Annotated in this window: 15 protein-coding genes; 7 read left to right on the forward strand and 8 right to left on the reverse strand. The window is 60.1% G+C overall.

From position 1 onward, the window contains the following. The 3 genes from JAB6_RS29530 to JAB6_RS28255 all read right to left on the reverse strand — a co-directional run. Window positions 1-262, reverse strand: a 262-nt coding sequence (locus tag JAB6_RS29530) for a hypothetical protein (protein ID WP_217494590.1), incomplete at its 3' end; no start/stop codon positions are given. Then, entirely contained in the window at window positions 252-968 is a 717-nt protein-coding gene (locus JAB6_RS28810) for a hypothetical protein (protein WP_070300991.1), read from the reverse strand. The genes JAB6_RS29530 and JAB6_RS28810, both read right to left, overlap by 11 nt. 202 nt (window positions 969-1,170) lie before the next feature. Next, window positions 1,171-1,416, reverse strand: coding sequence for a DNA-binding protein (locus JAB6_RS28255; protein ID WP_083292455.1), 246 nt, complete (start codon window positions 1,414-1,416; stop codon window positions 1,171-1,173). 619 nt (window positions 1,417-2,035) lie between these two features. Here JAB6_RS28255 and JAB6_RS00665 point away from each other — a divergent pair. The 4 genes from JAB6_RS00665 to JAB6_RS00680 all read left to right on the forward strand — a co-directional run bounded on the left by JAB6_RS00665 (window position 2,036) and on the right by JAB6_RS00680 (window position 5,469). Continuing rightward, window positions 2,036-2,686, forward strand: coding sequence for a TetR/AcrR family transcriptional regulator (locus JAB6_RS00665; RefSeq protein ID WP_070300993.1), 651 nt, complete (start codon window positions 2,036-2,038; stop codon window positions 2,684-2,686). A gap of 169 nt (window positions 2,687-2,855) precedes the next feature. Then, window positions 2,856-3,506: a protein-L-isoaspartate O-methyltransferase gene (locus JAB6_RS00670; protein WP_034745951.1), complete on the forward strand. Its 651-nt coding sequence runs from the start codon at window positions 2,856-2,858 to the stop codon at window positions 3,504-3,506. 13 nt (window positions 3,507-3,519) lie between these two features. Continuing rightward, window positions 3,520-3,843 carry a rhodanese-like domain-containing protein gene (locus JAB6_RS00675; protein WP_034745954.1) on the forward strand — a complete coding sequence of 108 codons (324 nt, stop codon included), beginning with the start codon at window positions 3,520-3,522 and terminating at the stop codon, window positions 3,841-3,843. A 303-nt stretch (window positions 3,844-4,146) separates the two neighbouring features. After that, entirely contained in the window at window positions 4,147-5,469 is a 1,323-nt protein-coding gene (locus tag JAB6_RS00680; RefSeq protein ID WP_034745957.1) for a TolC family outer membrane protein, read from the forward strand. Between the two features lie 72 nt (window positions 5,470-5,541). Here JAB6_RS00680 and JAB6_RS00685 read toward each other — a convergent pair whose 3' ends face one another. Then, window positions 5,542-6,009 (reverse strand): DMT family transporter, encoded by a 468-nt coding sequence (locus JAB6_RS00685; protein ID WP_034745960.1) that lies wholly within the window; start codon window positions 6,007-6,009, stop codon window positions 5,542-5,544. A 90-nt stretch (window positions 6,010-6,099) separates the two neighbouring features. Between JAB6_RS00685 and JAB6_RS00690 the strand changes: the two genes are divergently transcribed. After that, complete coding sequence (locus JAB6_RS00690) at window positions 6,100-7,005, forward strand: LysR substrate-binding domain-containing protein (RefSeq protein ID WP_070300994.1); 906 nt, start codon at window positions 6,100-6,102, stop codon at window positions 7,003-7,005. A 4-nt stretch (window positions 7,006-7,009) separates the two neighbouring features. Here the strand turns inward: JAB6_RS00690 and gloA are convergent, their stop codons facing one another. The 4 genes from gloA to JAB6_RS00710 all read right to left on the reverse strand — a co-directional run bounded on the left by gloA (window position 7,010) and on the right by JAB6_RS00710 (window position 9,674). Further along, entirely contained in the window at window positions 7,010-7,417 is a 408-nt protein-coding gene (gene gloA, locus JAB6_RS00695) for a lactoylglutathione lyase (protein WP_080698394.1), read from the reverse strand. A gap of 112 nt (window positions 7,418-7,529) precedes the next feature. Next, complete coding sequence (locus JAB6_RS00700; RefSeq protein WP_035828320.1) at window positions 7,530-7,952, reverse strand: OsmC family protein; 423 nt, start codon at window positions 7,950-7,952, stop codon at window positions 7,530-7,532. A 105-nt stretch (window positions 7,953-8,057) separates the two neighbouring features. Continuing rightward, entirely contained in the window at window positions 8,058-9,368 is a 1,311-nt protein-coding gene (locus JAB6_RS00705) for a sorbosone dehydrogenase family protein (RefSeq protein WP_070300996.1), read from the reverse strand. Between the two features lie 39 nt (window positions 9,369-9,407). Then, a complete protein-coding gene (locus JAB6_RS00710) occupies window positions 9,408-9,674 on the reverse strand; it encodes a hypothetical protein (RefSeq protein WP_070300998.1) in 267 nt (88 codons plus the stop codon). 261 nt (window positions 9,675-9,935) lie between these two features. On the opposite strand from JAB6_RS00710, the gene JAB6_RS00715 reads away from it, so the two are divergent. Both JAB6_RS00715 and recN read left to right on the forward strand, forming a co-directional pair. Further along, entirely contained in the window at window positions 9,936-10,907 is a 972-nt protein-coding gene (locus JAB6_RS00715; protein ID WP_254671400.1) for an NAD kinase, read from the forward strand. Between the two features lie 47 nt (window positions 10,908-10,954). After that, window positions 10,955-12,622 carry a DNA repair protein RecN gene (gene recN / locus JAB6_RS00720; protein WP_070301000.1) on the forward strand — a complete coding sequence of 556 codons (1,668 nt, stop codon included), beginning with the start codon at window positions 10,955-10,957 and terminating at the stop codon, window positions 12,620-12,622. Window positions 12,623-12,765 lie beyond the last annotated feature (143 nt).

The raw sequence follows: 12,765 nt of genomic DNA on the forward strand, positions 1-12,765 counted from the left end.
CTCCATGGCGAGCATTCTCGCCTAAATCAGTGTCCGGGTACATTAAACCACTACAGGTTGTAATATCGGAAATGACAACCGTACCTGCCTTCTGAAGCTCGACAAAACGGTCGAAGCTGATCTGATGAGATTGGCCTCCCGCAGTCGATGAGTAGCGTATGGTTCCATTGACAATGAAAGAGACTTCAAATTTACCTCCGTACATTTCGAAACGCATGCCTCGTACCGCATTGAACGTCTTTATTGTTACCTTACTTCCCATATAGGCCTCCTGACAGGGCGGTGTTTAATGTCAGTCGATTATGAAAGAGGAGGTAGCTAACAAGCTCGAACGGAAGGGCATTGGCAGTAAGCACTTCACGGGCGCCACCGAGATCGTGCCAAATTTCTTGGTCTAATAGCGACTGAGCGAGATCGATTTGACCAGCCGTGTAATGTTGACGGTGTCCCTGTGCGTATAGGCGCAGCAGTTCTTGCACTTCGCTTTCGCTTGGTAATCCAGCAGCATCGATGACCAAGAACTCAATGTCCATCTCGCTGAGAAGAGTTTTAATGCGGGAAAAACGATCCAAATCGTTCCGCTTAAGATGACTCTTTGAGGGCTTTACTTCATGGAATAGATAGTTACCGCGTACCGATTTAATTAAAAAGTCCGGCACGGAACGCTCACCGCTTTCGGTAATAATTTCAACGGCTTGGGTTCTGTACTGATAGACCGAAGGGGTTGCCTCTAAAACTAGTGCGTAAGCGAGCTCAAGTCTGCTTTCCACTGGCATGGCCCCGCCGTTCTTTCGACTAGGAAAAAGCGCCGTTCTACGACCACGTCCGCCTTGATGTATTCGTCGTTGACCGTGACGAACGTTTGCCACATCGGGTGGTTTTGAGAATGCATCCTCTATTTTTACAACAATTTGCCATGGATTAACTGGGCTAATTGCGGTAGGGTTGATGTTGCCTTTTTGGTACATGTTTCTCCCGAGCACTTTGCTGGCGCACAGACGAATGTTGTCATTGACCTTAGAAGATCAACATTTCGTAGGCGCGACTTGACTCCTGGCTGCAATCGGAAGACACTATAGGTTCCACCCTGTTGAAGTGTCTTCTGATGCTGCAACCGCTGACGGCTCCCGAAAGGGAGCCGTTTGTGTTTTATGCAGTGCAAATAAATACTTACATATCTTTTTCTTCCTTTCTCGGAAACGTGCGGTTCATCAGCTCAAGTTCCTGATCCATTAACCCCTGTTTAAGTCCAAGTGCGACTGCAATCCTGTGGCTTTGCCCACGAGTTGGCACACGTTTCGCCTGTAGTACCCGGTACACCAATGTTGGGTTAAATCCATTGAAACGTGACCAAGCAGCGACCGATATGCCGCGTTCGTGAAATTCTTTCAACACTTCGGTTGGTGTGCGGATCATTGAACACAACCTTCTACAAATCAGAACAATACTGACATTACACGAACAAAAATTTATACGCAAGTCATTGATTATGTTCATTATTTGTCATTTTGGATTTTAATCATTTACACAGAAAAATAACTATTTTGATCTCTACAGTGAGATATTTAGTTGTCATAAATAAACGATATTTTTACTGAGCAAACCAGAAAAGCATTTGTCTTCCCCATGTGTGTGCGATGAATTTCGATGTAGAAAACGATTTAGCTGAGAAGTTAGACATTCAGTGCAGTGGCCTCATAATTCCTCGTGCTGACCTTCGGACTACGAGTTGTATAATCTCGATCACGCGTTTAGCGAGGTCGATAGGAATTTTTGTACTCTAGTCCATACCTCGTCTGATACTGAACTACACCTGAAATGGCTTTTCGCCACGTATAGACAGATTGCACACGGCTTGTACTTTTTTGCGTGTTCCTAGATCCGCTTGCAAGTTTTTGTTGCATTGCGTGCAAACGGATGTGTCGTCCGTGCAAAGGGACGTGTCGTCCAACGGCCCGGCGGTGCCTCGCGCTTGACCTTGGCGGTAGACAGGACTACTATTAATGACTCAAAAGTAAGTTACTTGGAAAGACACATGCAAGCCCCGATTGATACCAAGCCCCGTTGGGAGCGGCGCAAGGATGCCCGCCCGCAGGAATTGCTCGCCGCCGCCCTCGACCTGTTTGTCGAACGGGGCTTCGCATCGACGCGCCTGGAGGATGTGGCCAAGCGGGCTGGCGTGTCGAAAGGCACCCTGTACCTGTACTTTGAGAATAAACAAGAGCTGTTCAAGGCCGTGGTGCGCGACAATATCGTGCAGTCGATCGGCGAGGCGGAAGACAGCATGGCCGCCTCGGACAGCAGCAGCGCCGAGTTGTTGCGCAGCATGATGATGCAGTGGTGGGAAGAATTCGGCGCCACCAAGCTGGCCGGTTTGACCAAGCTGATGCTGGCTGAAGCGAACAATTTCCCGGAACTGGCGCAGTTTTACAACGAAGAGGTAGTCACGCGAGGGAATGCGCTGATTGCCACCCTGCTGGAACGGGGCATGCAGCGCGGCGAATTTCGCCAGGTCGATCCCGTGCTCGTCAGCACCATCCTCAGCGCACCCGTCACCATGCTCATGATGTGGACGCATTCCTTCCTGCCGTGCGAGGTCAAGAATATCGATCCGATCGCCTATATGGATGCGTTTATCGACATGAGCTTGCGCAGCCTGCAGGTGGAGGCGCCTGGGAAAAGCTGACGTGCCATGTCCTCTGCTACCGTTCAGTTGCCCCTTTTCCAAGGTTCGCCCCCTCAAATCTGCAGATCGTCGCAAATTCCCTCCATTCCCCGCCTTTATGGTTAACATGTGCTTTCAGCCAGTTCAACGATAAAATGGCGGATTATTACTTCACTTACCGAGTCCAAAGATGAATATCGAACAAGCCCGCTTCAATATGATCGAACAGCAAATCCGTCCATGGGACGTACTGGATATCGACGTGCTGGAGCTGTTGAACGTGGTCAAGCGTGAAGATTTCGTACCGGCCGCCTATAAAAACCTGGCCTTCGTCGATACCGAAATTCCACTGGGCGGCGGCGAATGCATGTTGACGCCGAAGCTGGAAGCGCGCATTTTGCAAGACGTAGCCGTCAAGAAGCATGAAAATGTGCTGGAAATCGGCACCGGTAGCGGCTACATGGCCGCTTTGCTGGCGCACAAGGCGCGGCATGTGACGAGCGTGGAAATCGTTCCCCAATTGAAAACCATGGCCGAGCAGAACCTGGCCGCCAATGGCGTGACGAACGTCACCGTGGAACTGGGTGACGGCGCCCAGGGCTGGAGCAAGGGCGCGCCGTACGACGTGATCGTCGTGTCTGGCGCCCTGGCCGTGTTGCCGGAAGCGTTGTTGCAACAAGTAAAAGTGGGCGGCCGCATCCTGGCCATCATCGGCGAAGCGCCGATCATGTCCGCGCATCTGATCACGCGCAGCTCGGACAAGGCCTACGACACGCGCAAGCTGTTTGAAACCAATGTCACGCCGCTGCAAGCTGTTGCACCGTCGCATTTCCAGTTCTGAGGCGACCGATTCGATGGAGCATTTGAGTGCACCGCAGCTGGCCGCCTGGCTGGCTGACCCTTCCCGCCCGCGTCCGTTGTTGCTGGACGTGCGGGAACAGTGGGAGTTTGACCTGTGCCACCTCGACGGTGCCACCCTGATGCAGATGAACTCGATTCCTGCCCGCATCGACGACCTCGATGAAGACGCCGAGATCGTCTGCATCTGCCATCACGGCATGCGCAGCATGCAAGTGGCGGCCTTCCTGGAGCGCAATGGTTTTGGCAAGATCAGTAATTTGACGGGCGGCGTGCACGCCTGGGCGCTGCAAGTCGACAGCGCGATGCCTAAATACTAAGAGCCTATCCCAGTAGATGAATACATCTCCTGCTGGCGCCCCTCAGAAGCGGGGACTGCGTTGATCGTCGTTGCGTGGCTCGCCACGCGTCCTCCTCACGCCTTGTCCGCGCTCCTGATGAACTGCCAACAGAAGACGCTCCCTACTGGGATAGGTTCTAAGTTATCTTTTCAGTAGATGCACCCAGGCATGTTTTCCTGCATGCCTGCGGAGGCCTGTACCCCGCTCACCCGGCGGGCGCAAGGCAAGCGGTAGCAGATTTTTGATTCCATCAACTTTTGACGACTCCAACGGAGAAATGCAATGCGGAAACCCCTTATCGCCGTGCTGATGACCAGCGCCTTTGTCTCGATGACATGCTCGCTGCAAGCGCAGGCGGCCGATCTCATCCAGGTGTACCAGCAGGCGCTGGCCAATGACGCGCAGTATGCGAGTGCGCGTGCGGCCCTGTCGGCCGGGATGGAGCGGGTTCCGCAGGGGTTGGCAGGCTTGCTGCCGCAAGTGTCGGCTTCAGGCAGCAATACGCGCAACAGCATCGAGCCGATCACCAGCACGATCTCCATGCCGACGGTCAAGGTGCACACGAATACCTACAATCTGACCCTGGCGCAGCCGCTGTTCCGCTGGGATCGTTGGGAAACCTATCAGCAAAGCAAGCTGGCGCAGGCGATTGCCGAAGCGCAATTTGCACAGGTACAGCAAGATCTGATCACGCGCGTGGCGCAAGCGTATTTCGACGTGCTAAGCGCGCAGGACAACCTGGGCGCCACGCAGGCGCAAAAAGTGGCGACGACAGAGCAACTGGCATCGGCCAAGCGCAACTTCGAAGTCGGCACGCAAACGATTACCGATACGCACGAAGCGCAAGCGGCGTACGACCTGGTGGTGGCGCAGGAATTTGCCGCCATCAATGACCTGGCCAACAAGCGCAGCGCCTTGCAAACCATCATCGGTGAAGCGCCAACGTCGCTGGCGCCGATGCGCACGGGCGTGGTCATCAGCGCGCCGGAACCGGCCGCCATCGAACCATGGGTGAGCTCGGCGGAAGAGCAGAACTTCGGCGTCGTCACAGCTCAATTCAACGTGGAATCGGCCAAGCGCGATATCGGCCGCAACCGCGCCGGCCACTATCCGACCCTGGACCTGATCGCCAACGCGGGCCATACCTATACGACGGGCGGCGGCAGCGGCAGTTCCAACAACAACGCCATCGGCGTGCAGTGGAGCATCCCGATCTTCAGCGGCTTTGCCGTCACCAGCAAGGTGCGCGAATCGATCGCGCTGGAAAACAAGGCCCGCAACGATCTGGAAACGGCACGCCGCACGGCATCGCAAGGCGCGCGCCAGGCTTTCCTCGGCGTCAACAGCGGCCTGGCGCAAGTGAAGGCGCTGGAAGCGGCGGAAGTGTCGAGCAAGTCGGCGCTGGAATCGAACCAGCTCGGCTATCAAGTGGGCGTGCGCATCAATATCGACGTCTTGAATGCGCAGAAACAACTGTTCTCGACGCAAAAAGACCTGTCGAAAGCCCGCTACGACACCATCATGAACGGTTTGCGCCTGAAGGCGGCGGCCGGCACCCTGAAGGAAACGGATTTGATGCCCGTCAACGCCTTGCTCGACAAGTAATCTTTTTTCTGCAGATTCAGATGAAAACCAGCCCCGGTGACGGCGCTGGTTTTTCTTCGTCTTGACCTGTTTTCACGCGGCACGGCTGTTGGCTATTTGCGTGAGGATCACCCCCGCCACCACCAGTCCCGCACCGGCCCAATGCAGCGGAGAAATGTGCTTGACGGCAAAGCCCAGCAAACCGTAGCGGTCGATGGCCAGCGCGGCCAGCATTTGTCCGCCGATGACGGCCGCCATGAAGGGGCCGGAACCCATGCGCGGGGCCAGCATCAGCGCGGCCGTAATGTAAAACACGCCGGCCGCGCCGCCCAGCCAGGACCAGCCCGGTCCGCGCATGGCGAGACCGACATCGGGCGCGGGCACCCGCCAGACCAGCATCACGAGCGACGCGAGCACTGCGCTGACGGCCAGCGAGGCGAGCGTGGCCCACAGCGGGTGGCCCAGGTTGCGGCCCAGCGCGGCATTCGCGCCGGCCTGGAACGGGACGACGGCGCCGGCCAGCATGGCCAGCGGGGCAAATACGGTAATCCATCCATGCATATGTGACTCCACAGTTGAGTTGATGGAGTCATCGTATTATGCTGTCATCATTAAATCCAATTCGTAGTTTGTCAGCCAACTATGCAGCAAATGAATAATCTGCGGGCCGTCGATTTGAACCTGCTGGTAATCCTGGAAGCGCTGCTCAGCGAGCGCCATTTGTCGCGCGCGGCCGAGCGCTTGCACATGAGCCAGCCTGCCGTCAGCCATGCGCTGGCCCGCTTGCGCCATCTGCTCGGCGATCCGCTGCTGCTGCGCGGCAAGGGCGGCTTCCAGCCGACGGCGCGTGCTTTGGAGCTGGCGCGGCCGCTGGCCGAAGCCTTGCAAAGCGTGCGCTCCGTGCTCGGTGGCGCCGTCTTCGAGGCGGCCACGGCGCAGCGCGTGTTTCGCCTGGCCATGTCGGATTACGGCGCGGCGCTGACCTTGCCGCGTTTGTTGCGCCGCTTGCGCGTGGAAGCGCCCGGTATCGACCTGGCCATCAGCTATGCCAGCCGATCGGCCGTGATCGCTGGCGTGCAGGATGGCGAGATCGACCTGGCGCTGGGCGTGTTTCCGCAACTGCCCGAGCAGTTACATCGTGAAACCCTGTTCGAGGAAACATTCGTGTGCGCGCTCGATCCTGCCAGCCTGGCGTCCGGTGAAATGCTGAGCCTGGAAACCTATCTGGCGCGCCCGCATGTGCTGGTGGCATCCAGCGAAGGCGGCATGGCGGCCGAAGTCGATGCTGCCCTGGCCCAGCTGGGACAGACACGCCGCATCGCCGTGCGTGTGCCGTACTGGACGGTCGCACCGGAGGTCGTGAGGGGGACGGACTTGATCCTGACGGTGGCGCAGCGCGCCTTGCAGGACAGTGCGGCGCAGGGGCTGGCGCTGTATGCCGTGCCATTTGCCATCGCGCCGTTTGCGTTTGAAACGATACGGCACCGCCGCACGGACGGCGATGCGGGCATCGCCTGGCTACGCGCGGCCATTGCACAGGCCGCCGAGCCAGGCTGAGGACTTACAGCCCGCCGCCCTGGCCGTCGAACTTGCGTTCGATCAATTCGATCTTGTAGCCGTCCGGATCGGTGATGAAGGCGATGACGGTATTACCGCCTTTGACGGGACCCGGTTCGCGCGTGACGTTGCCGCCATTCGCGCGTGCCGCGGCGCAAGCGGCGACGATGTCGTCGGCCGAAATGGCGATGTGGCCATACGCCGTACCCAGCTCGTAGCTGGTGGTGCCATAGTTATACGTCAGTTCCAGTTCCGCATGATCGGGATTCGAGCCATAGCCGACGAAGGCCAGGGTGTACTGGTATTCCGGATTGTCGCTGGTGCGCAGCAGCGTCATGCCCAGGACCTTGGTGTAAAAATCGATGGAGCGCTGCAGGTCGCCGACCCGTAACATGGTGTGCAAAATACGCATCGTAAATCCTTGATGGTGATAGGGGAATGGCAGGATTTTATGCGTTTTACGGCTTTCTTGCCGAGACCGCCCCTGCCGCCCGCTGCTACCGGGGCGGCGGACGGTGGCGTGCTTACTCCAGATGGGCGTCCAAGGTGATTTCCGTGGCCAGCAACTTCGATACGGGGCAACCGAGCTTGGCGCGCAGGGCCGCGTCCTGGAACGCTTCGTCGGTGGCGCCGGGAATGGTCGCCACCAGGGTTAGGTGCACGGCCGTGATGGCATAGCTGCCATCGATTTTTTCCAGGCTGACATCGGCCGTGGTTTTCAGGGCGGTGGCGCGCAGGCCCGCCTCGCCCAGCTGGCCGGACAGGGCCATGGTGAAGCAGGCCGCATGGGCCGCGCCGATCAGTTCTTCCGGATTGCTGCCGGGACCGTCTTCGAAGCGCGTGTTGAAGCCATAGGCTACATTGTCGAGCGCGCCGCTTTGGGTGGAAATAAACCCTTTGCCATCTTTAAGGCCGCCACTCCAGACGGCTGATCCTGTTTTTTTCATGATGTACTCCTTGCGTGGTTCGAGCGCCCATCATGCGCGTGCCACCCTTGCCCTTCCGTTCGTTGCGCCACACAGGGGGCGCATGCGCGCGCCGGGCATCGCCGCTCACGGCGCCGGCGTCACGCGCCAGATGACATTGCCCACGTCGTCCGCCACCAGCACCGCCCCCGCCTTGTCGACGGCCACGCCGACTGGGCGCCCCTGCGCCTTGCCATTGCTGTCCAGGAAACCGGCGATGATGTCCTGCGGTGGCCCGCTGGGCACGCCATTCGCGAAGGGCACGAAGATGACTTTATAGCCGCTGAAAGGCTTGCGGTTCCACGAGCCGTGCTGGCCGATGAAGGCGCCGCCCCGGTAGCGTTCGGGCAGCAAGGTGCCGTCATAAAACGCCAGCCCCAGCGAGGCCGTGTGCGCACCCAGCGCGTAGTCGGGCGCGATGGCGGTGGCCACCAGTTCGGGACGTGGCGGCTTGACCCGCGCATCGACGTGCTGGCCGAAATAACTGTAGGGCCAGCCATAGAAGGCGCCGTCCTTGATGGACGTCATGTAGTCGGGCACCAGGTCGTTGCCCAGCTCGTCGCGTTCATTGACGGCCGTCCACAGTGCCCCGCTGTGCGGCTGCCAGGCCATGCCGACGGGGTTGCGCAAACCCGTCGCATACACGCGTGCCTTGCCCGTCGCGCGCGTGACTTGCCAGATGGCGGCGCGGCCGTCTTCGGCCGACAGACCATTCTCGCCCACGTTGCTGTTCGAGCCGACGGTAACATAGAGAAATTTGCCGTCGGCACTGGCGATGACGTTCTTGGTCCAGTGGTGATTGATGGGGCCGCCCGGCAAATCCACCACCTTCACGCCAGGCGCCGTGATGCTCGTCTGGCCTTCCTTGTAGGGAAAACGCATGAGCGCATCGGCATTGGCGATGTACAGCTCGTTGCCGACCAGCGCCATGCCAAATGGCGAATTCAATCCTTGCAGGAACACGCTGCGCGTTTGCGCCACGCCATTCGCGTCGATGCCGCGCAGCAAGGTGATGCGGTTGGCGCTGGGCGTGGCGGCGCCCGCCTTTTTCATCTGCATCTGCATGATGGCGCCCTTGATGCCCTTGTTATCGTCGGGCTTCGGCGGCGCATTCGTTTCCGCCACCAGCACGTCGCCATTCGGCAGCACGTACAGCCAGCGCGGATGGTCGAGGTCGCGCGCATAGGCATGGATGGCCAGGCCGGGCGCGGCCACGGGGCGCTGTGCCGCCGTCCAGCGCTGCATGGGCGCCACATTGACGGTGGGAATCAGTTGCTTGTCCGGCGCGGGCAGCACGGGTTGCGGGCCGAAGCCGACGGGCATGGCGGGCGCCTGGGCATGGGCGGTAGTGGGGCCGCAGACGGCGGCCAGCAGCAAGGAACAGACGTAACGGTGCATGACGTACTCCATAACGCTAGCAGTGCGTGACAGTTGGAGTCAGCGTGCCTTCTTTGGTTCCAGCTGCGGGTCGGGACGGGCCTGTTTCGGTTCGGTGGGCTTGACCTTTTCCACGCCGGGCTGGGCGCGGCGGTCCGTGTCGACCAGGCCCTGTTCTAGGTCGCTGGCCGCCTGTTGCATGATCTTGCGCGGATGCACGTTTTGCGCATCGGGCGATTCATCGCGCTCGTGCGGCAGACGGTCGACGCCGTCATTCTTGACCTTTTCGTCGGTATTGATCTTGCGTTCGCTATGCTGGGTAACCATATGGCCTCCTGACAGTAAAAGTAACGTGAAATCAGTGTCCTGCCGCGGCAGGCCATCTGCAAGCGGATTTGTCCATGCAGGGAGCGCTGGCGCACGCATGGACGATTCTTTTTCTGCGCTACACTGCGTGCAACACCAAGAACGCCCCTTGCGGGCACACGGCAGCCGCACTATACTGTGGATATATACAGTATTTGCGATGCCGGCGTGCGACGCGACAGCCTGGGGCGGCTTGCCACCGAATTCACTACCGAGACTCTTATGCCCGTCGATACACACGCCGAACAGCGCGCCGAACAGCCAGCCGCGACCTTGCCAGCCCCGGGCGAACGCTTCAACCTGGGTGCCAAGACCATCGCCCTGGTCGTGCGCCAGAATACGGATGGCATTGCCGAACCCGTAAAAAGCATCGTCGATTTCCTGCAAGTGCTGGGCCACACGGTGGTCTTCGAGGCGGAGACGGCCGCGCACCTGAACCTCGCGTTTCCCGGCGTGCACGCCATGTCGCCGGCCGAGATCGGCGCCGCCGCCGATTGCGCCATCGTCATGGGCGGCGACGGCACCATGCTGGGCATTGCGCGCCAGCTGGCGCCATTCGACGTACCCTTGATCGGCATCAATCAAGGGCGATTAGGTTTCATGACCGATATCCCGCTCGAGCGCATGCTGCCCGTGCTGGCGCAAATTCTCGGCGGCCGTTTCAAGGCCGAACGCCGCACCTTGCTCGAAGGCAGCGTGCTGCGCGACGGCGAGTCGATTCACGTGGGCATGGCTGTCAACGATGTCGTCGTCTCGCGCGGCACCGGCGCGGGCATGGCCGAATTGCGCGTCGAGGTCGATGGCCACTTCATGTACAACCAGCGGTCGGATGGCTTGATCATTTCCACGCCGACGGGCTCGACCGCGTACTCGCTGTCGGCCGGCGGCCCGCTGCTGCATCCGACCCTGGGCGGCATCGTGCTCGTGCCGATCGCCCCGCATGCGCTGTCGAACCGCCCCATCGTCTTGCCCGACTCCAGCCAGATCGTCGTGGAAATCGTGCGCGGGCGCGATATCAGCGTCAATTTCGACATGCAGACCTTTGCCAGCCTGGTGCAGCAAGACCGCATCCTCATCCGCCGTTCGCCGCACACGATTACCTTCCTGCATCCGGAAGGGTGGAGCTACTACAACACCCTGCGTGAAAAATTGCACTGGAATGAGTACCCGTCGGGCGAGGGCAAGCTCAGCTAACTTTTTCTCCACCTCAACCCGCGGTGCGCCGCCCAACCACAGAAGCCATGCTCCATACACTGTCCATTCGCGATTTTGTCATTGTCGATACCATTGAACTGGAATTTTCCGCCGGTTTCAGCGTGCTGACGGGCGAGACGGGCGCCGGCAAGTCCATCCTCATCGATGCGCTGACCCTGGCGCTGGGCGGGCGCGGCGACGCCAGCGTGGTGCGCGAAGGCGCGGCCAAGGCCGACATCACGGCCGATTTCTCCGTCAGCGACGTGGCGCAAGCCTGGTTGGTGGCGCATGAATTCGCCAACGACGATGGCGGCGCCCTGCTGCGCCGCGTGATCGACAACGCGGGCCGCTCGAAAGCGTACATCAACGGCATCCCCGCCACGGCCGCGCAGCTGCGCGAACTGGGCGACATGCTGGTCGACATCCACGGCCAGCACGCGCACCAGTCCTTGCTGAAAAGCGAAGCGCAGCGCGCCTTGCTCGACGGCCAGGCGACGGCGCGCGAAGCGGGCGCGGAACAGGATGCGCGGCAAGTGGCCGCCCTGCACAAGCGCTGGCGCGCCCTCGTGCGCCAACGCGAGGAATTCGAAACGAATGCGGCCAACGTGCTGTACGAGCGTGAACGCCTGGAATGGCAAGTGGGAGAGCTGGAAAAACTGGCCGCCAAGCCCGGTGAATGGACGGACATCACGAACGAGCACAGCCGTCTGTCGCACGCGGCCAGCCTGCTGGAAGGGGCGCAGGAAGCCTTGTCCCTCATTTCCGAGTCGGAAGACCACCCGATCGTGTCGCAACTGTCGGCCCTGAACCAGAAGCTGGGCAAGCTCGTGTCCGTCGATGCGGAATTGCAGCCGATTGTCGATCTGATCGAGTCGTCGCGCATCCAGTTGCAGGAATCCGTTTACGCGCTGAACAATTACCTGGACCGGGTGGAACTGGACCCGGAGCGCCTGCACCAGCTCGACGCGCGCATGGAAGCCATGCACAGCACGGCCCGCAAATTCCGCGTCACGCCGGAAGAGTTGCCCGAGGAACACGTGAAGCTGTCGGAAAAGCTGCAGCACCTGGCCGACGCTTCCGACATCGAAGGCTTGCTGCGCCAGGAAGCGAAGATCGAGGCCGAGTACCGCGCCGTGGCCGAGCGCCTGTCCGCCACGCGCCACGCGGCCGCCCTGGAACTGGGGCAAGCCGTCACGCGCGCCATGCAGGAACTGAGCATGACGGGCGGCAGTTTTGAAATCGCTCTGCACCCGTGCGAACCGGCCGCCCACGGACTCGAGCAAGTCGAGTTCCTCGTCGCCGGCCATGCGGGCACGGCGCCGCGTTCCCTGGCCAAGGTGGCGTCCGGCGGCGAACTGGCGCGCATCGCGCTGGCCATTTCCGTCATTACCTCGCACGCCACGACCACGCCGACCCTGATCTTCGACGAGGTCGACAGCGGCATCGGCGGCGCCGTCGCCGAGGTCGTGGGGCGGCTATTGAAACGCCTGGGACAGGGACGCCAGGTGCTGTGCGTGACCCACTTGCCGCAAGTGGCCAGCCAGGCGAATCAGCATTTCCAGGTAGCAAAAAGCACCCTGGACAATGGCAAGACGGCCTCGCGCATCGACATGCTCGACGCCAAGGCCAGGGTGGAAGAAGTGGCGCGCATGCTGGGCGGCCTGGAAATCACGGCCACCACGCGCAAGCATGCGCGTGAACTGCTCGCGATTTGATTCATGGCTGGGGGCAGACCGGGGTCAGACCCGCCGGGTCTGACCCCAGCCCTTGGCTGTATCCGCGCTGAGCTTGACGTTAGCGGCATTGAGGGTCTGACCCCAGCACTTCGCTATTAACTCAATGCAACTATAATAACTGG

It is taken from the genome of Janthinobacterium sp. HH104 (genome assembly GCF_001758715.1).
GTDB classification, from domain to species: domain Bacteria; phylum Pseudomonadota; class Gammaproteobacteria; order Burkholderiales; family Burkholderiaceae_D; genus Janthinobacterium; species Janthinobacterium aestuarii.

What these genes read in the sequence shown, in the direction of transcription:
- JAB6_RS28810 (WP_070300991.1), bottom strand. Translation starts at nt 968, where the DNA reads ATGTACCAAAAAGGCAACATCAACCCTACCGCAATTAGCCCAGTTAAT.
- JAB6_RS28255 (WP_083292455.1), bottom strand. Translation starts at nt 1,416, where the DNA reads ATGATCCGCACACCAACCGAAGTGTTGAAAGAATTTCACGAACGCGGC.
- JAB6_RS00665 (WP_070300993.1), top strand. Translation starts at nt 2,036, where the DNA reads ATGCAAGCCCCGATTGATACCAAGCCCCGTTGGGAGCGGCGCAAGGAT.
- JAB6_RS00670 (WP_034745951.1), top strand. Translation starts at nt 2,856, where the DNA reads ATGAATATCGAACAAGCCCGCTTCAATATGATCGAACAGCAAATCCGT.
- JAB6_RS00675 (WP_034745954.1), top strand. Translation starts at nt 3,520, where the DNA reads ATGGAGCATTTGAGTGCACCGCAGCTGGCCGCCTGGCTGGCTGACCCT.
- JAB6_RS00680 (WP_034745957.1), top strand. Translation starts at nt 4,147, where the DNA reads ATGCGGAAACCCCTTATCGCCGTGCTGATGACCAGCGCCTTTGTCTCG.
- JAB6_RS00685 (WP_034745960.1), bottom strand. Translation starts at nt 6,009, where the DNA reads ATGCATGGATGGATTACCGTATTTGCCCCGCTGGCCATGCTGGCCGGC.
- JAB6_RS00690 (WP_070300994.1), top strand. Translation starts at nt 6,100, where the DNA reads ATGAATAATCTGCGGGCCGTCGATTTGAACCTGCTGGTAATCCTGGAA.
- gloA (WP_080698394.1), bottom strand. Translation starts at nt 7,417, where the DNA reads ATGCGTATTTTGCACACCATGTTACGGGTCGGCGACCTGCAGCGCTCC.
- JAB6_RS00700 (WP_035828320.1), bottom strand. Translation starts at nt 7,952, where the DNA reads ATGAAAAAAACAGGATCAGCCGTCTGGAGTGGCGGCCTTAAAGATGGC.
- JAB6_RS00705 (WP_070300996.1), bottom strand. Translation starts at nt 9,368, where the DNA reads ATGCACCGTTACGTCTGTTCCTTGCTGCTGGCCGCCGTCTGCGGCCCC.
- JAB6_RS00710 (WP_070300998.1), bottom strand. Translation starts at nt 9,674, where the DNA reads ATGGTTACCCAGCATAGCGAACGCAAGATCAATACCGACGAAAAGGTC.
- JAB6_RS00715 (WP_254671400.1), top strand. Translation starts at nt 9,936, where the DNA reads ATGCCCGTCGATACACACGCCGAACAGCGCGCCGAACAGCCAGCCGCG.
- recN (WP_070301000.1), top strand. Translation starts at nt 10,955, where the DNA reads ATGCTCCATACACTGTCCATTCGCGATTTTGTCATTGTCGATACCATT.